We start from the raw sequence: 18483 nt of genomic DNA, 5'->3' as shown, positions 1-18483 counted from the left end.
GGCGCTCAAAGCCAGAGCCAAAACCATAAAAAACTCGGCACTGGTTATTTTCATTGCCGACGCCTAAACCCAACGGCCCCGGCAACTCAAGTAAGTTCAGTTGAAGGCTGTGAGTAGCGTCTCAACATAGCGATGCATAGCGTAGTAGTTTTCAGTGTTTTCTTAGCTCGACCTGCCAAGTACCCACTTTCCAGCCGTTGCTCTTGATACGGCTGATCATGTTTACAGGAACAGATCTATGCCCCGCTTGTACGCTCTACTTTTATTTGTATTGACGCCATTGACCGTCAATGCCCAAGAGATGATTCGCGTCTACAACTGGAACGACTACATAGCGCCGAAAGTGCTAGAACAATTCGAAGCAGAGACTGGCATCAAGGTCGAATACCACACCTTCAGCACCGCTGAAGAGTTGAGCAAAATCATGGCCAGCGGCGAGCCCATCGACGTTGCCGTACCCTCCAATGACACCCTTCCCGAACTGATCAAAACCAAGGCCATCATGCCCTTGGATATGACCCGCTTGCCTAACCGCACCCACCTCGACAAGCAGCTCCTAAGTAAATTGGCAGCGGTGGACCCCGATAACCGTTACGCCGTTCCTTACTTGTGGGGCTCAGTCGGCTTGGCGATTAACACTCCGCAAGCGGAAGCGGCTTATGGCGGCCCGCTTCCAGACAGCTGGAGCGTTTTGTTTGATCCACAGAACAGCGCCCGCCTGAGCGGCTGTGGCATCAGTGTTCTCGATGCGCCAGATGAAGCGCTGTCACTGGTCCTTAACTACCAGGGCCGTGATTTTTCACGCAGTGCGCCCAGCCGGATTCGCCGCGCTGGCGAGGTACTGAAGAGCATCCGCCCCAACCTGCGTTATGTCGACAGCGAGCGTTATATCGAAGACCTCAATAACGGCAAACTGTGCATGGCCATGGCGTGGGTCGGCGACGCACTGGCCGCCAAACAGGCTGGCCAGCCGATCAACTTCATGGTGCCGTCTGAAGGGTCGGTGTTGTTTATCGACAACTTGGTCATTCCGAGCACTGCACGTCGCGCCGATTTAGCCCATCGCTTCATCAACTACTTGATGCAACCAGAAATCGCTGCCCAGATCACCACTGAAACCCTTTACCCGAACGCCAACAGCGATTCTAAAAAGTTCTTGGACGCCTCATTGCAGGCAATGCCTGACCTTTACCCTAGTCGCGACACTAAACGCCGCCTGTACACGCTCAAAACGCTTTCTGATGAACAAAAATCGGTTCGCGATGAAGTCTGGCAGCAATTCAACGCCCAGTAGCCGCTGCTTTCATCAGCTGAAACGTGTCGGGCAAACGCGCCCCCTTGGGCGTTACCCGACAACTGGCCATTAAAAAGCCGATTTATTGACGCAACTAACCTACCCAACCTAAGATTGACGGCTAATATCCTCCACAATGGATTGATCTGGAGCGCTTATGAAGACGACACATCTACTGCTGCTCATGCTGCTGACAACTGTGCTCAGTGGTTGCGGCTACAACGACATGCAACGTCAGGATGAAGCCGTCAAGGCCGCATGGTCTGAAGTTATCAACCAGTACCAACGCCGTGCTGACCTGGTCCCCAATCTGGTAAATACCGTTAAGGGTTATGCCCAGCACGAAGAAAAAGTCTTGGTTGAAGTGACCAATGCCCGCGCCAAAGTCGGCAGCGTGCAGGTCACAGCGGACTCACTTAACGACCCGCAAAAACTCCAGCAATTCCAAGCCGCTCAAGGCGAGTTGTCCAGCGCCCTGTCGCGTTTGATGGTAGTCAGTGAGCGCTACCCGGATTTGAAAGCCGATGGTTTGTTCCAGAATCTTCAAGCCCAACTTGAAGGCACTGAAAACCGTGTCACCGTGGCGCGCAACCGCTACGTGCAAGCCGTTCAACAATACAACACCTTGATTCGTACCTTTCCGAACAACCTTACGGCCATGGTACTGAGCTATTCGGTGAAGCCGAATTTCAGTGTTGAAAACGAGAAAGAAATTTCTACTGCGCCAAAGGTCGATTTTGGCAATAGCAACGCGCCTGCAACGCAATAGCATGAACCGTTTTTTCAGCTGGTTTCAGCGCATAAGCCTGGCGCTGGTATTACTCGCGCCGGTTTTAGCCCACGCCGCCGAAGTGCCAATGCTCAAGCGCCATGTCACCGACCAAACCGGCACCCTGACGACCGAGCAGATCGACCGGCTCGATCAGCAGCTTGTTGAGCTGGAAAAACGCAAAGGCGCGCAGCTTGTAGTCCTGATCGTCAGCACGACTGCACCACAAGATATAGAGAGTTATTCATTGGCGGTTGCCGAAGCGAACAAGATTGGTCGCAAGGGTACTGATGACGGCTTATTGCTGCTGGTGGCCAAAGATGACCGCCGTGACCGCATCGAAGTCGGTTACGGCCTTGAAGGTGCGATACCCGATGCCGCTGCCGCACGCATTCAGCGTGAGTACATTGAATCGCGCTTTAAACAGGGCGACTTTTTTGGCGGTATCAGCGCGGGGGTTGATGCACTGACCCAGTTAATTGATGGCGAAGCACTGCCTGAACCGTCTCGTGAACAAAATCAGTCCAACGTCGACTTTTCACAGATCGGCGTGTTTGGCCTGGTCATTGCCATGTTCTTAAGATCCATGGCCAGAAGCTTCCCGGTGTGGCTGCGCATGGGGTTGGGCGGGGTTATCACTGGCATCCTTTGTGCGTTTATTATCGGCACCCTGGGCGCCGCGCTAATCGGCGCGTTGATTGGTGCAATGATCATGTTGCTGCCCTTCGGTGCAATTAGCATGGGTGGCGGCTCCGGGCACGGTGGGGGTGGCTTTGGTGGCGGCGGTTTCGGTGGAGGGGGCGGCGGCTTTAGTGGCGGTGGTGGTAGTTTCGGAGGCGGCGGTTCGTCGGGTAGCTGGTGATGACAGTGATAAAACGAGTATTCGCCAATCTATTCTCCGGCTGGTTTCAACTGGGCCGCAGCTTTCCCAAGCCCCTGCTGGATGAAATCGGTAAAGCCATAGGCTCGGGTGAGGCGCAGCATATTGGCGAAGTGCGCTTTGCCATAGAGGCGCGGCTTTCCTTTGTCGATGTGCTGGCTGGCATGTCTTCACGCTCGCGTGCTGAGCACGTTTTCGCCGCGCAGGGCGTATGGGATACCGAGCATAACAGCGGGATTTTGATTTATTTGCTGCTGGCCGAACAGCGGGTCGAAATTGTCGCCGATCGTGGTATTTCACGCTATGTCGAACAAGCACAGTGGGATGCCATCTGCTCACGAATGTGCGAGCACTATGCCCAGGGCTTGTGGCGTCAAGGCAGCCTGGAAGCCATCGACCAAGTGCACAGTTTGCTCAGGCAATTCTTTGCAGACCCAAGCGCAAGCAACCCAAATGAGCTGCCCGACAAGCCGATTATTCTGTAATCTGCCCCTGCATACTCAGGGCTGGGCAGCTTAAATGCCTGCCTGGCCGATTCATATCCAACATTCTAGACCTGAGCACACCATGCCGCGCCCCACGACTGCCCGTAAACCTCGTGCCAGCAGCCAAGCCCGCATTTCTGCGATTCTTGGGGTTGCCCGTGAGTTGCTTGCCGAACAAGGCGTTTCCAGCCTCTCGATCTATAGCGTTGCAGAGCGTGCGCAGATCCCGCCCTCTTCGGTCTACCACTTCTTCACCAGCGTCCCCGCTTTGCTTGAAGCGCTAACTGCAGATATTCATGCAGCCTTCAGGGCCTGCTTGCAAGCGCCTGTTGATCATCAGCAACTGCGCACCTGGCACGACCTTTCGGCCATCGTCGAACAACGTATGCTGGCGATTTACGCCGAGGATGCTGCCGCCCGCCAACTGATTCTCGCGCAGCATGGACTCAGCGAGATTACCCAAGCCGACCGCCAGCATGACATCGAGTTAGGCCAATTGATGCAACAGCTGTTCGAAAAGCACTTTGCCCTGCCGCCCCTACCTCAAGATATTGACGTGTTCGCGCTGGCCATGGAGTTGGGGGATCGCGTGTATGCGCGCTCTGTTCAGTTAAAGGGTCATATCAGCCCGCGCCTTGCCGAAGAAGGCATGCGTGTCTTCGATGCTTATCTGGGCCTGTACCTGCCTAGCTGCCTGCCTAAACGATCCACCGCCCTGTAGCCCCTCGCTACCTGAAAAAAGGCCAAACGTGAGCCGTTGGGCTGGTTATTTATACCGATATTTATCTGGAAAAATTACGGATAAACATAAATATTCAGATTAAATAACTTCTAATACGGATATTTATCGACTATAAATAGTTCATCCAAAACCAACCGACGCTGCTCCGACCTGCGAATAGATCGCCCATTAGGGTTGCAATGACAACGTTGAATGTTTTCCCGAGGTGTTAAATGTCACGTACCGTTACCGTCGCTGCCACACAAATGGCTTGCTCGTGGGATCGCTCAGCCAACCTCGCCAACGCTGAAAAGCTGGTGCGCGAAGCTGCCGCAAAAGGTGCGCAGATCATCCTGATTCAGGAGCTGTTCGAAACGCCATACTTCTGCCAGAAACCCAACGCCGACTACCTGCAACTGGCAACCAGCGTTGAGGCCAACCCAGCGATTGCTCACTTTCAGAAGCTGGCCAAAGAGCTGCAAGTGGTATTGCCAATCAGCTTTTATGAATTGGCTGGACGTGCGCGTTTCAATAGCATCGCGATTATCGATGCCGATGGCAGCAACTTGGGCATCTACCGTAAAAGCCACATTCCAGATGGCCCCGGCTATCATGAAAAATATTATTTCAACCCCGGCGACACAGGTTTCAAAGTCTGGAATACCCGCTATGCAAAAATCGGTGTGGGTATTTGCTGGGATCAGTGGTTCCCTGAGTGCGCGCGCAGCATGGCGTTGCTCGGAGCCGAAATTTTGTTTTATCCAACGGCGATCGGCAGTGAACCACAGGACCCAAGCATTATTTCGCGTGATCACTGGCAGCGGGTGCAACAAGGCCACGCCGGTGCCAACTTGATGCCCCTGGTTGCCAGCAACCGTATTGGTCGCGAAGAACAAGGCGACTATGACATCAGGTTTTACGGCTCATCGTTTATTGCCGATCAATTTGGCGCTAAAGTTGAAGAGCTCGACGAAAGCGAAGAAGGTGTATTGGTTCACAGCTTCGATCTCGACAAACTTGAACACACTCGCAGCGCCTGGGGCTCCTTCCGTGATCGCCGTCCAAACCTGTACGGCCCACTGAAAACCCTAGACGGTGTACTTGAGTCTTAAACAATTCACTCTAACCTTTGCCCAGCGCTGCTTAAGGCCAGGCAGAGGTGTTTTCTACGGTTTATTTGCAGGTACTTGTGATGAGCACATTAAGCAGCAACCCTCGCGCGGATGGCTTTCGTATGCCTGCCGAGTGGGAAACCCACAGCAAAACCTGGATGGTCTGGCCACAGCGCCCAGACAACTGGCGCTTAGGTGGAAAGCCTGCGCAACAGGCATTCAGCGTGGTGGCAAAAGCGATTGCTGAGTTTGAGCCGGTAACAGTTTGCGTATCGGCGCAGCAATATGAAAACGCCTGCGCACGCTTGAATCACCGTAATATCCGCGTGGTTGAAATCAGCACCGATGATGCCTGGGTGCGCGATACCGGTCCTACTTTTGTCACCAACACCAGTGGCGAAGTGCGTGGTGTCGACTGGCAGTTCAACGCCTGGGGCGGCTTTGATGGGGGTCTGTATTCCCCGTGGAACCGTGACGACCAAGTTGCCAGTAAAGTTCTGCAGATCGAAGGCTGCGCCCGCTATCGCACCGAAGGTTTTGTGTTGGAAGGTGGCTCGATTCACGTCGATGGCGAAGGCACGCTGATCACCACTGAAGAATGCCTACTCAACCACAATCGCAACCCACATATGACCCGTGAACAGATTGAGTCGGTGCTTGGCCAGCACCTCGCAATCGACAAGGTCATCTGGTTGCCAGATGGCCTGTACAACGACGAAACCGATGGCCACGTCGACAACTTTTGCTGCTATGTGCGTCCCGGCGAAGTCATGCTCGCCTGGACCGACGATGAGCAGAATCCGAACTACTCACGTTGCCAAAAAGCCATGCACGTCTTAGAAACCACGCCAGACGCCAAAGGCCGCAAGCTGGTTGTGCACAAGATGCCGATTCCGGGCCCAATGTACGCAACCGATGAAGAGTGTGCGGGTGTTGATTTGGCTGATGGCTCGCAGGATCGTCACCCGGAATCACGCCTTGCCGGCTCCTACGTGAACTTCCTGATCGTTAACGGCGGCATCATAGCCCCGAGCTTTGACGACCCCCGTGACGAAGAAGCCCATGGGATTCTTGCCCGGGTCTTCCCGGAACACCGCGTGGTGATGGTGCCTGGCCGCGAGATCCTCCTCGGCGGCGGCAACATCCATTGCATCACCCAGCAGCAGCCTGCCCCTCAGAAGCGCTAAGAACAGGCCATAAAAAGCCCGGCATCTGCTTCCAGAGCCGGGCTTTGTTGTTGCTGACTACCGCTGCAGATGCTTAGAGCAATGGCAGTGTGTAGCTGACGATCAGACGGTTTTCGTCGAGGTCTTTAGCAAAGTTCGAACGCACAGTCGCATTACGCCAGCGCACGCCCAGGTTTTTCAGAGCGCCGTCCTGGAAAACGTACATCAACTCGGTGTCGCGCTCCCACTCTTTGCCTTCCGAAGCACCAGCAACGCCTTGATCCACATTGTCACCGTTCAGGTAACGGGTCATGAATGTCAGGCCAGGAACGCCGATCGAGGCGAAGTTGTAGTCATAACGCGCTTGCCAGGACTTTTCGTCCTTGTTGGCAAAATCGCTGATCTGTACATAGTTGACGAGGAACGGATCGGTATTGCCAACATAAGCAAAGCCGCTGTCGCCAGTCATGCTCTGATAGCCCAGACCGAAACTGTGACCGCTAACGCTGTAGGTGGTCATGATGCCGTAAGCATCGTTATCGATGGTGCTACGACCGTCGTCAGTCGAGTGTGCATAACGCACGTCAGTTTTCAGCGTCTGACCTTCAGCAACTGGCCAGACATGCACCAGGTTGAAAGAGTTCTGCTTGTAGAAATCTTCCAGGTTGGAATAGTAGTAGCCTGCAGTCAGCTCTTTAGTGACCTTGTAAGTACCGCCGATGTAATCAAAGGAATCGGTCGTGTTGCCACCGGTCACCGCGATACCACGGGTTCCGCCGCTGGTTACGCTGATGTCTTCGTAATCGTTGGAGTTACGGTTGTTAACTTCACGAATGTGCGCAGCATCAAGGGTCAGACCTTCGATTTCCTGGGAAACCAGCTGACCACCACTGAATACCTGAGGCAACAGACGGCCATCGCTCGAAGCGATTGCCTGGTTTTTGTACTGCAGGCTGCCGACTTTCAATACAGTCTTGGAGATCTTGGCTTTACCAGCAACCGCCAGACCTGAATAGTTATCTTGTGAGCCACCCGAAGAGCGATCAGGTACCAGCAAACCGCTCCCCGCGGTGCCGTCACCGGAATCAAGCTTGAAACCGAAGGTACCAATCGCATCAACACCAAAACCTACAGTGCCATCGGTATAGCCCGAGTTCGCGCGCAGAATAAAGCCTTGAGCCCACTCTTCAGACTTCGACTGAGGAGCACCTGAGTCACGGAAATCACGGTTGAAGTAGAAGTTGCGCGCCTCAAGAGTCGCCGTGCTGTCTTTCAGAAATTCAGCATGGGCAGTTTGGCTCAAGGACAAGCCCAAAGTGCTGGCAGTAACAGCCAGCGCCAAGGAGGTCTTTCTCATTATGATTTACTCCAGCGTTATAGGGACACATCAACACGCGCACACCATTCAAGGACGAAGACGTCACACATGCCGAATTCTTCACAAGGCCCAAACAGCAACGCCCAGGCAGCCGAACGGGCGCCAATCAAGCGTCAGTGATGGGTCTAGAAATCAGGGAATTAGGGGTGTGGGCCTGAGCACTAATGTGTTGCAGAGCATTTTTTGTGAACGGCAGGAAGTCTTCATGGCACAGGTCTCTTCATTTTTTATTGTCAGCCGATCGCAGGTCGCCGACTCACTTATGAGACTTTCATTACAGATTTTATGCCAAATAATTTAAATTTAATTAAATCCTTAAAAAACAGGTAGTTATCGTGATTTTTCTTACAGCATGAGGTTAACAAGATACATTTATGGGCAATTTTTCGCCGAGTCTATACACCCAGTAGGCGGAATACCGCCAACGGACGGTGTTTGTTATCGGTTTGATGGTTAACCCAGAACGATCCGGTCTTTACCCTGGTTTTTGGCTGCGTACATTGCTTCGTCTGCGCGCGCAAACAAGGTGTCCAGACTCATGTCCGCGCTGTTGATACTGGTCAACCCCTGGCTGACCGTTACACCAAACTGGGTATCACCCTGGCCGAATTTCAGTTGTTTGATCTCGCGCTGCAGACGCTCGGCAATCTGCTTAGCCAAGGCGGTTTCACAGCCTGGGAAAAGTGCCGCAAACTCTTCGCCTCCGATGCGGCCAAACAAATCACCGCGGCGCAATACCGAGACGCCACAAGCAGCCATCTTACGCAGCACTTGGTCACCAACCTGATGACCGTACTGGTCGTTGATTTGCTTGAAGTTATCGATATCGAGTAACAAGAACGATAGGGGCGTCCCGAACTTACGGGCATGCTCGAACTCTTGCTGAGCACACTCGAAGAAGTGTCGACGATTACTGCTTTCGGTCAGCACATCGGTGGTCGCCAAGCGCTGCAGCTCGCCTTCAAGCTGCTTCTTTTCAGTGATGTCCTCGGCGATGCCAACAACGATTTTTGCGTCACCTTCGTGACTCAGGCGGCCCATAAAACACTTGTCGCTGAGCCAGCGCAGTTGCCCATCCGCACGAATGATGCGGTACTCGCGAGACTCTACAGCACCGGTCTGCAACACTTTGGCCAGGCTATTGGCGGCGTACTCGACATCATCGGGGTAGATCGAATTGCGCCATTCGCCATAATCCGCCATCAGCGAGGCGGCCGGACGCCCAAATACGCGCTCGTAGGCCGGGCTGACATAAATCACTTTCTGCGTGTGCCAATCAAGCGCCCAGACCACGGCATTGATGCTGCCCAACAGCGAGCTGATCAATTGCTCGCGCTCACGCAAGCGCGTGACCTCTGAACGGCTATGCAACAACGCAAGCGTTAACTCTTCAAGCTCTGACGGTAGCGGACTCTGCTCATCCATGGGTAATTCCTAGCATGGGTTGGTACTAGTAAATGCTTAGATAAGAGATGACACATAGTATTTAGTTCTAATAAATCGAAAAAAGCCCGCAACTTTGCGGGCTTTTTCGACGAACGTGCTACTTAAACGCTTGCGGTAGGTCGCAATGAATACGTTTTAAGTTGCGCAGCAAAATCACGCAGCGATTGAATACCACTGGCCTCTGCATCATGAACCCAGTGCTTGATGGCTTCGAGCATTTCGTGGCCATTAGAACTGGTTTTGGCCCAGATCATTTGCAACGCCAAACGCTTTTCATAAATGACTTTCAGTGCCTGACTCTGCTCAAGCATTGCATCAATGCGTACTTGGTGATGATCATTGAGCAAGCTGGTCTCACGCGAAAGTAGGCGCTTGGCCCGGTGAAAGCGATCACGCACGGAGGCATCAGCCTTAGCAAGCTCTTGCTTAACCAGCGGAGCGATCACCAACTTGCGGTACTGCGCCATGATCTGGAAGCGATTATTGAGAATCGCCATCGCGGTATCCATATCAAGGCTGTGCTTACCTTCAACACGGTGCGCAATCGGTGCAACACGTTGAACCTTAGCCAGACCGAAAAAGCTAAACAGCTTGATCCACGCCCAGCCCATGTCGAACTCCCACTTGCGCACCGATAGCTTGGCTGAGTTCGGGTAGGTGTGATGGTTGTTATGCAGTTCTTCGCCACCAATCAAAATACCCCAAGGCACCAGATTGGTCGCAGCGTCGCGGCATTCAAAGTTACGGTAACCAACAGCATGGCCGAGACCGTTGATCACGCCTGCCGCCCAAACCGGGATCCACATCATCTGTACAGCCCAAACGGTAATACCGGCCGCACCAAACAGCGCGAGGTCAATGATCGCCATAATCGCCACGCCGCCTAGGCGGAAGCGTGAATAGAGATTGCGCTCGATCCAGTCTTCCGGGCAGTTCTTACCGTAAATACGCAGAGTTTCCGGGTTCTTGGCTTCTTCAGCGTATAACTCAGCACCTGTGCGCAATACGGTACTCAGGCCTTTGATTACTGGGCTGTGCGGATCATCCTTGGTTTCACACTTGGCATGATGTTTACGGTGAATAGCCGTCCACTCGCGGGTGTTTTGCGCTGTAGTCAGCCACAGCCAAAAACGGAAAAAATGCTTAAGCGCCGGGTGCAGCTCAAGTGCACGGTGCGCGGAGTAACGGTGGAGATACACCGTTACGCTGACGATCGTAATATGCGTCATCAGCAGGGTGACCGCGATCAGTTGCCAGACCGACAAGTCGAGAATACCGTTGTACCACATGCGTTAGAGAACCTCTCTGAAGGTAAATACACGGTGTCATTGGAATTATCACCGTGCTGCATTATGTCTATCTTAATGCAGAAAACCAGACGGACTTTTGCATATGAATGTTACGAGACAGCTAGCCGCGCCGCTGCTTGGCTTGCCCAGGCCGTAAACCTGTCTGAAACCACCGGTTTAGAAGCCTTTTAGCCAAGCTTGCAGGCAGCCCCTAAGTAGACAGCCGGTCATATTGATATGCGGTTTAATTCTGAGAAAACAAGGCTTATAGGGCTGTTTAGGTCGAACTGGGCATCGATCGTGCGAAAACCAGCGCTTTGTCGAATATTGCTCAACCGTTGCCGAGCAACTGCTCTCGCAGCCCTGAATCACGGGTTTTCGGGTCTAACCATATGGCGAAAAATGCCTTGGCAAATGCGCGATCGCGCACCTCATAGTGCAGACGGCCGTCGACATAGAACTGACAGCGCTCACCCAGGTTCACTCCGGTTATGCGCTGCCCCGCTTTTATATCAACAAATGCCCGCTGCATCTCATCGCCCCATGCCTGCAACTGCGCCTTGCTGACCTGCTCGCCTGATGTACGACGGATTTCATCGAGACTGGCATCGACAAATTGATCACGACTGATATCGCGGTGATAAGTCAACTCGAGCGCAAAGGGTCTACTGCTATCAAAGGGCTGATAAGCACTCCACAGCCGAGCGGTGTAGATGCGAAACCCCCAAATGCGCAAATCCCCTTGGCCAACCAGCTTGGTATCGGCCAACACACTGCGCCAATCGGCTGTTGCGGTGAACGGAATCATGGATAGACAGCAGACTAGCCATAGAACCCGACAGGGGTGGGCAATCGTCATGAACATCCTCGTGATGAATTTAACCGCTGAGAAACCTAGCGCAATAGTTTTCAGAGGTTACTGAGCCGAAGTAAATAGATCAGCAAACCACAGCAGGCGCTCAGCGCAATGACCTGGATGACACCACGCTTATAACGCAGTAACGCCACAGAGGCAGCAAAGGCGATTAATGCCGATGGCCAGTCAAACGCGGCATTCAAGCCCTGTGGCCAAAGTACGTGATAGGCAAAAAACAGCGCAAGGTTGAGGATCACCCCAACCACTGCGGCTGTAATTGCAGTGAGTGGCGCGGTAAAACCCAGTTGATTGTGGGTCGACTCTACCAAGGGTCCACCGGCAAGAATAAATATAAATGAGGGCAGAAAGGTAAACCAACTGACCAATATCGCCGCCACAGCCCCGCCCAGGAACAACTGCTGCGCGCCGAATACCTGCTGCACATAGGCCCCGACAAAACCGACGAAAGCAACCACCATAATCAATGGCCCCGGTGTGGTTTCACCCAGCGCCAGCCCGTCGATCATCTGCGCGGGAGTCAACCAGCCATACTGCGCAATGGCACCTTGATAGACATAAGGCAACACCGCGTAGGCGCCACCGAAGGTCAGCAGTGCGGCCTTGGTGAAAAACCACGCCATTTGCGTCAATGTGCCGTCCCAACCATATAGGGTGGTCAGCAGCGTAATCGGAAGCAGCCACAGCAAGGCGCCAATAACAGCCAGCTTGATTAAACCCGCCAGTCGAAAGCGCGCATGCAGCGGTGTGGGAGTGTGATCATCAATCAACGCACTCAAACCCTCCGGCTGAGTCTTGTTATCACTGCGCTTGCCACTAAACCAGTGCGGCCAATTGCGCCCCGCAAAATAGCCAACAATCGCCGCGCCTAAAATGATCACCGGGAACGCAACATTCAGCGCAAAAATCGCCACAAACGCCGCGACAGCGATCAACCAAAGTGCTGGATTTGTCAGGGTTCTCGAACCGATCCGATAGGTCGCCTGGATCACTATCGCAGTAACTGCAGGCTTGATCCCGTAGAACAACCCCGCAATCAACGGCAAGTCGCCAAAGGCAATGTATAACCAGGACAACAGGATCAAAACAACGAGCGACGGCAGAAGAAACAGTGCGCCCGCAATTACCCCGCCCCAGGTGCGATGCATTAACCAGCCGATATAGGTCGCCAACTGTTGCGCCTCTGGCCCCGGCAGCATCATGCAGTAGTTAAGGGCATGCAAAAAACGCCGCTCAGACAGCCAGCGACGGCGCACCACCAGTTCTTCATGCATGATTGAAATCTGCCCGGCTGGACCACCAAAGCTAATCAACCCTAGCTTCAGCCAGAAGCCGAACGCCTCAAGCAGGCTTACAGATTTGGGCGCATGTGTTGTTCGGGATGTGGAGGACATAGGGCCACTGATGAAATGCATTCGCTGATCAAGGCAAAAAATAAAACCACTGCAGTACGCCGTGGTTTTATCAGTCAATGCCAATGGCTTAAAGCACAAGGAGCAGCTTAGTAGACCTGTGGTACGAGCATCTCTTGCGGAACCGGGGCACGCAGATAGTCGGCATTAAAGACCCGGGCTGGTAGTACGACCGCTGGCTGTTTGGTTTGGCCGTAGGGAATTTGCGTCAGCAGATGTTGAATGCAGTTGAGCCGGGCGCGTTTTTTGTCGTCCGCCTCGACGATCCACCAAGGCGCTTGTTCAGTATGGGTACGGCTGAGCATTTCTTCCTTGGCTCGGGTGTAGTCTTCCCAGCGGCGGCGTGACTCCAAGTCCATGGGCGACAACTTCCACTGTTTAAGCGGGTCATGGATACGCATCAAGAACCGTCGGTATTGCTCGTCATCGGTGATAGAGAACCAGTATTTAACTAAGATGATTCCCGAGCGAATCAGCATGCGCTCAAACTCAGGAACACTGCGGTAGAACTCCTCATACTCGGCGTCATTACAAAAACCCATCACCCGCTCAACACCTGCGCGGTTATACCAACTGCGGTCGAACAGAACCATTTCACCGGCGGCGGGCAAATGCGCTGTGTAACGCTGGAAATACCATTGACTGCGTTCGCGCTCACTCGGCGCTGGCAAGGCTGCAACGCGGCATACCCGCGGATTCAGGCGCTGGGTAATGCGTTTGATCGCCCCACCCTTGCCTGCTGCATCACGGCCTTCAAACAGCACCACAACCTTGAGTTTTTGCTCGACAACCCACTCCTGCAACTTGACCAGTTCTGACTGCAAGCGCAGCAGTTCGCGCAGGTACACTCGTCGGTCCATGCCGGCCGGTGCCTCGTGTCCCAGCTCTTTGAGCAACGGGTCGAGACGCACATCGTCAAACTCCAATTCAAGCTCTTCATCAAAGCTATCAAGGATATCGGCATGTAAGCGCGCCGCTTGCTCAGCGAATTCCAGATTGGCGTTGTCGGTCATGACAGATCCTCAGGTTTGGCCAGCATCAGAAGATGCTGCGCAGGGCAATGAAGGCCACTGCGGCAAGCACAGCAGCGGCAGGCAAGGTGATCACCCAAGCCAGCGCGATAGGCTTCATGAGCCCCCAGTTGGTTTGCCGGTTTACCAAGCCAATGCCCAGCACCGCACCAATCAATATGTGTGTGCTCGATACCGGCAAGCCCATTACCGATGCCAGCATCACCACGGCTGCGGCAGCCAACTCAGCGGAAAAGCCCGAGGCAGGATGCAACGCGGTGAGATTGTGGCCGACGGTTTGGATCACTTCTTTGCCGATAAACCACAAGCCTGCAATCAAAGCGACACCGAAGGTGATCATTGCCGCTGGCGGAATCGCGGCTTCAGAACCAATGGCTCCCGTGCGCAGCACTTCCAGGATCGCCACGAAAGGGCCGATGGCATTGGCAATGTCGTTGGAGCCATGGCTAAAGGCAAAGCCGCAGGCGGTAAACACCTGCATCCAACTGAACATGACGAAGGTTGCCCGGCCCAGCGATTGCGCCTTGAGGGTTTTGGCAAAGATAAAGGTGGCCAGCCAAACCAGTGCACCAATCATCACCATGATGAGGTAACTGTTAAGCGTACTGAGCCCCAGGTGCATGTTCTTCAAGCCCTTGAACAGCAGCATCGAAGAGATAACCACCGCGCCGACCGCAGCAATCATCGGCACCCAGGTTTCCAGGGCATTATGGGTACGCAACTGACCGCGCTTGTTCTCGATTTCCTGCAGGTCACGGTAGTAATCTGACTCTAGATCTTCCGCTTGAAAATCTCGGTCATTGACCACTTGCATGTCACGCGCCATTGACTGGGTATAGGAGATCTTCTGGATCTCTGAGAGGCGTTCAAACGCTTCCTTGTGGCGGCGTTTGTGGTCACGCTTCTCCTCGCGGATCTGCTTTATCTGGCTTTCAGCTTCATCGTTGTATGTGAGGATGTATTTTGTAATCTGCGAGTACAGCAGATACGCCACAGCGCCACCCAGTAGCGGCGAAAGCACCCAAGAAATGGCGATCTGACCGATTTTGTCCCACTGCACCAGAGCCAGAGCCGACGCTGTGCCATTCATCAAAACGCCCAAGGCAATCGAGCTACCGACAATTGCACCGATAATTGAATGCGTAGTTGAAACTGGGTAGCCCTTCTTAGTGGCATACAGTAGCCAAACGCCTGCCGCGATTAACGCCGACATCATGATGTAGACGAAATCCATCGGCGATACCGCCATCGCGCCCAAATCCACGATGCCGCCGCGGATGGTTGAGGTCACTTCACCGCCCGCGATGACCGCACCGCTGACCTCAAATACCGCCGCTACCAGCAATGCCTGACGAATCGTCAGAGTACCCGCACCGACACTGGTACCAAAGGAGTTGGCGACATCGTTACCGCCGATGTTGAAGGCCATAAAGATGCCGAACAACGTCGCCAGAATAAATAAAAACGCGTAATTACTGTGGGTGTACTCAAGTCCCCAGACCATAAAGTACAAGGTTACAGCCACCAGCATGGCGGCGAAGACCAAACTGATTTTCGAGATACCACCTGCCGGAGTAGCGATAACGCTACTTGATGTTGAAGAGCCAGCCATTTGTATCCCTCCAGACTGAAGCGCCTGAGCCCCATTATGGGGAGGTCGTTGTGGCTGATAATTTATTCACCTTGAGATGACAAACTGATGAAGCATAGAGAATAACGATGCGTTGAAAACGCCCAACGGGGCGTACTTTCACTTGAAATAATCTGAGGTTCAGCTTGAAAATCGCTGTATATTTTTAAATATAGCGATATATCCTAAGCCACGGCCATCTAGCGTTTTCCCAAGCTCAATGACTGCCGGTTAGGTGTAAAATTATTTATTGACTTGAAAGTCAGCTTTTACCACTATGCAGTCGCCTGCTAATTCCGAAAGAACTTTGGGTAAAAATCCATTTAGCGCTATATACAAAAAAATATACCGATAGCTACAGCTAACCCATCAAGGAGAGATCCATGTTCTGCCATCACCTCAAAGCGCTCTGCGCCATCCTTGTTACTGGCGCATTCAGCACACACGCCCTCGCCGGGGAGGTCAATGTCGCTGTAGCCGCTAACTTCACTGCACCGCTGAAAGCCATCGCAGTAGCATTTGAGCAAGACACAGGCAACACCGTTGTGCCTTCCTTCGGGGCGACCGGACAATTGTTCGCGCAGATCAATAACGGCGCGCCATTTGAAGTATTTTTCAGCGCCGATGACACCACCCCAGCCAAGCTGGAACAAGCGGGCAATAGCGTCGCGGGCTCACGTTTCACCTACGCCACCGGCGCCTTGGTGCTGTGGTCAGCCAAACCGGGTTACGTGGATGATCAAGGCGCGGTACTCAAGAAAAATGAGTTCAAACACCTGTCGATGGCCAACCCCAAGGCTGCGCCCTATGGTCGTGCAGCATCTGAGACCATGGATAAACTTGGGCTGACCGATCGCCTCAAAGGCAAGATTGTTGAAGGCCAAAGCATCACCCAAGCCCTGCAATTCGTTTCCACTGGCAATGCTGAGCTAGGTTTTGTTGCGCTGTCGCAAGTGTATAAAGATGGCAAAATCACCGGTGGGTCAGCTTGGCTGGTGCCAGAGTCTTACTACCAACCGATTAAGCAAGACGCATTGATCCTTAAGAAAGGTGCAAATAACCCAGCAGCCAAAGCCCTGACAGATTACCTGAAAGGCCCTAAAGCCCAGGCGATCATCAAGTCTTATGGCTATAAAATTTAACGGCTGAGCCTACGTAATGCCCCTGAGCAAAGACGACTTAAGCGCCATTTGGCTAACCCTTGAACTGGCATCGCTCACCACTGTGATATTGCTGCTTATCGGCACGCCCATCGCTTGGTGGCTAGCCCGTACAAGCTCATGGCTCAAGCGCCCCATTGGCGCCATCGTCGCTTTGCCGCTGGTATTACCACCCACCGTTATAGGTTTTTACTTACTGATTATGCTTGGCCCTAATGGTTTTATTGGCCAAGTAACCGAAAGCCTGGGACTGGGAATTTTGACATTCAGCTTCACCGGCCTGGTGATCGGCTCGGCGTTCTACTCCCTGCCCTTTGTTGTACAGCCGCTGCAGAATGCCTTTGAGGCGATTGGCAACGCTCCCCTTGAAGCCGCTGCAACATTGCGGGCAAGCAAGTTGGATACATTTTTCTCTGTGGTCATACCCTTGGCTCGCCCCGGTTTTATCACCGCATCGATTCTGGGCTTTGCCCACACCGTCGGTGAGTTTGGCGTGGTGCTGATGATTGGCGGCAATATCCCAGGCAAGACTCAGGTTGTTTCGGTGCAAATTTACAATCACGTCGAAATCCTTCAATACACCCAAGCGCATTGGCTGGCAGGCGGCATGCTGCTGTTCTCCTTTGTGGTACTGCTCGCGCTGTACTCGAGTCGCCAGACAAAACAAGGCTGGCAATCATGAGCCGTCATTCGGCGTTGGGTGAATCCGAACATTCAGGCTTCCCACCTATCGAGGCACGTTTCAAACTTACCCACAGCAGCTTTAACCTGGAAGTTGACCTGCAACTGCCCGGCAAAGGCATTAGCGGCTTTTTTGGTCACTCAGGTTCAGGTAAAACCAGTTGTTTGCGCTGCTTTGCCGGGTTGGAGAAACCTGAGGTCGGTTACCTGAAGGTCAACGGCGAGGTCTGGCAAGACAGCCAGACCGGTGTGTTCGTACCGCCCCATAAACGGGCAATTGGCTATGTATTTCAAGAGGCTAATTTGTTCCCGCACCTGAGTGTGCAAGGCAATCTTCTATACGGTTTAAAACGCATACCACGGGAACAACGCAAGGTGCCACTGCAGCAGGCGGTTGACTTGCTCGGAATCGGCCACTTACTCGAGCGCATGCCTGACAGGCTTTCAGGCGGCGAACGTCAACGCGTGGCAATCGCCCGCGCACTGCTGTGTAGCCCCAAGTTGCTATTGATGGATGAACCCTTGGCTGCACTTGACCCCAAGCGTAAATCTGAAGTGCTGCCGTACCTGGAACGCCTGCATGCTGAACTGCAGATTCCAGTCATCTACGTGAGCCATAGTGCAGATGAAATTGGCCGCCTGGCTGATCACTTGGTGGTTCTCGAAGAGGGCCAAGTGCAAGCTGCAGGACCGCTCAAGCAAACACTGATTCGTGACGACTTACCCTTTATTTTTGAAGCCGACGCCGAAGCGGTGGTTGATGGCCTCGTCAGCGACTATGATGACAAGTACAAGCTGCTGAGCATTCGTTTAAACGGCAGTGACAGCACCCTCAAGTTACCTCATTCGATGCTGCGCAATGGTCAGCCAGTCAGGGTTAAGATCAAAGCGCGAGATGTCAGCATCAACTTAGAAAAAGCCCATGACAGCAGCATCCTTAACCTGATCTCTGCGCAAATAATCAGCACTGTTGCCGCCCTGGATCACGCTCAGGTGCTGGTCCATGCAGCGGTGGGTAATGAACAGATTGTGGCGCGAATTACCCGCTACTCGTTCGACAAACTAAAGCTCATGGCAGGTCAGCAGGTTTGGCTGCAAATCAAATCGGTATCGTTGCTCAGCAACGAGTAGCGACACTGCCAGCTACGCGCATTT

At 53.3% G+C, this 18483-nt stretch carries 17 protein-coding genes; 10 read left to right on the top strand and 7 right to left on the bottom strand.

Annotated features, from left to right (window positions below; all coding sequences use genetic code 11):
- Window positions 1-238: 238 nt before the first annotated feature.
- From ACIGCM_RS06475 to aguA, 7 genes are all read left to right on the top strand, one after another.
- The gene (locus ACIGCM_RS06475) at window positions 239-1294 is read left to right on the top strand and encodes a polyamine ABC transporter substrate-binding protein (RefSeq protein ID WP_397501229.1); all 1056 of its coding nucleotides are present in this window, start codon (window positions 239-241) and stop codon (window positions 1292-1294) included.
- A 157-nt stretch (window positions 1295-1451) separates the two neighbouring features.
- Window positions 1452-2063 carry a LemA family protein gene (locus ACIGCM_RS06470; protein ID WP_397501228.1) on the top strand — a complete coding sequence of 204 codons (612 nt, stop codon included), beginning with the start codon at window positions 1452-1454 and terminating at the stop codon, window positions 2061-2063.
- A gap of 1 nt (window position 2064) precedes the next feature.
- Entirely contained in the window at window positions 2065-2925 is an 861-nt protein-coding gene (locus ACIGCM_RS06465; RefSeq protein ID WP_397501227.1) for a TPM domain-containing protein, read from the top strand.
- Window positions 2925-3428 (top strand): TPM domain-containing protein, encoded by a 504-nt coding sequence (locus ACIGCM_RS06460; protein ID WP_397501226.1) that lies wholly within the window; start codon window positions 2925-2927, stop codon window positions 3426-3428. The genes ACIGCM_RS06465 and ACIGCM_RS06460 overlap by 1 nt, the downstream gene beginning before the upstream one ends.
- An 82-nt stretch (window positions 3429-3510) precedes the next feature.
- Window positions 3511-4149 carry a TetR/AcrR family transcriptional regulator gene (locus tag ACIGCM_RS06455; protein ID WP_397501225.1) on the top strand — a complete coding sequence of 213 codons (639 nt, stop codon included), beginning with the start codon at window positions 3511-3513 and terminating at the stop codon, window positions 4147-4149.
- Between the two features lie 233 nt (window positions 4150-4382).
- On the top strand, window positions 4383-5261 hold the full coding sequence (gene aguB / locus ACIGCM_RS06450; RefSeq protein ID WP_397501224.1) for an N-carbamoylputrescine amidase: 879 nt from the start codon (window positions 4383-4385) through the stop codon (window positions 5259-5261).
- A gap of 80 nt (window positions 5262-5341) precedes the next feature.
- On the top strand, window positions 5342-6448 hold the full coding sequence (gene aguA / locus ACIGCM_RS06445; protein ID WP_397501223.1) for an agmatine deiminase: 1107 nt from the start codon (window positions 5342-5344) through the stop codon (window positions 6446-6448).
- A gap of 73 nt (window positions 6449-6521) precedes the next feature.
- On the opposite strand, the gene ACIGCM_RS06440 is transcribed toward aguA, so the two are convergent.
- The 7 genes from ACIGCM_RS06440 to ACIGCM_RS06410 all read right to left on the bottom strand — a co-directional run bounded on the left by ACIGCM_RS06440 (window position 6522) and on the right by ACIGCM_RS06410 (window position 15469).
- Complete coding sequence (locus tag ACIGCM_RS06440) at window positions 6522-7784, bottom strand: OprD family porin (protein WP_397501222.1); 1263 nt, start codon at window positions 7782-7784, stop codon at window positions 6522-6524.
- 474 nt (window positions 7785-8258) lie between these two features.
- On the bottom strand, window positions 8259-9230 hold the full coding sequence (locus tag ACIGCM_RS06435; protein ID WP_397501221.1) for a diguanylate cyclase: 972 nt from the start codon (window positions 9228-9230) through the stop codon (window positions 8259-8261).
- A gap of 122 nt (window positions 9231-9352) precedes the next feature.
- On the bottom strand, window positions 9353-10540 hold the full coding sequence (desA, locus tag ACIGCM_RS06430) for a delta-9 fatty acid desaturase DesA (protein ID WP_397501220.1): 1188 nt from the start codon (window positions 10538-10540) through the stop codon (window positions 9353-9355).
- A 331-nt stretch (window positions 10541-10871) separates the two neighbouring features.
- Window positions 10872-11348, bottom strand: a complete 477-nt coding sequence (locus ACIGCM_RS06425; RefSeq protein ID WP_397501219.1) for a chalcone isomerase family protein — start codon at window positions 11346-11348, stop codon at window positions 10872-10874.
- Between the two features lie 101 nt (window positions 11349-11449).
- Window positions 11450-12808, bottom strand: a complete 1359-nt coding sequence (chrA, locus tag ACIGCM_RS06420; RefSeq protein WP_397501218.1) for a chromate efflux transporter — start codon at window positions 12806-12808, stop codon at window positions 11450-11452.
- A 107-nt stretch (window positions 12809-12915) separates the two neighbouring features.
- Window positions 12916-13839 carry a polyphosphate kinase 2 gene (gene ppk2, locus ACIGCM_RS06415; RefSeq protein WP_397501217.1) on the bottom strand — a complete coding sequence of 308 codons (924 nt, stop codon included), beginning with the start codon at window positions 13837-13839 and terminating at the stop codon, window positions 12916-12918.
- Window positions 13840-13864: 25 nt separating this feature from the next.
- On the bottom strand, window positions 13865-15469 hold the full coding sequence (locus tag ACIGCM_RS06410) for an inorganic phosphate transporter (RefSeq protein WP_397501216.1): 1605 nt from the start codon (window positions 15467-15469) through the stop codon (window positions 13865-13867).
- Window positions 15470-15870: 401 nt separating this feature from the next.
- On the opposite strand from ACIGCM_RS06410, the gene modA reads away from it, so the two are divergent.
- The 3 genes from modA to modC are packed head-to-tail and all read left to right on the top strand — an operon-like array spanning window position 15871 to window position 18459.
- Window positions 15871-16629 (top strand): molybdate ABC transporter substrate-binding protein, encoded by a 759-nt coding sequence (modA, locus tag ACIGCM_RS06405; protein WP_397501215.1) that lies wholly within the window; start codon window positions 15871-15873, stop codon window positions 16627-16629.
- Between the two features lie 16 nt (window positions 16630-16645).
- Window positions 16646-17329, top strand: coding sequence for a molybdate ABC transporter permease subunit (modB, locus tag ACIGCM_RS06400; protein WP_397501214.1), 684 nt, complete (start codon window positions 16646-16648; stop codon window positions 17327-17329).
- On the top strand, window positions 17326-18459 hold the full coding sequence (gene modC, locus ACIGCM_RS06395; protein ID WP_397501213.1) for a molybdenum ABC transporter ATP-binding protein: 1134 nt from the start codon (window positions 17326-17328) through the stop codon (window positions 18457-18459). Before modB ends, modC begins: the two co-directional genes overlap by 4 nt.
- Window positions 18460-18483: the final 24 nt, after the last annotated feature.

Source organism: Pseudomonas sp. NPDC078700, assembly GCF_044542375.1.
In the GTDB taxonomy this organism is placed as follows: Bacteria; Pseudomonadota; Gammaproteobacteria; order Pseudomonadales; family Pseudomonadaceae; genus Aquipseudomonas.
The sequence above is the reverse complement of the archived record's forward strand: the minus strand, read 5'-3'. Positions and strand labels throughout refer to the sequence as shown.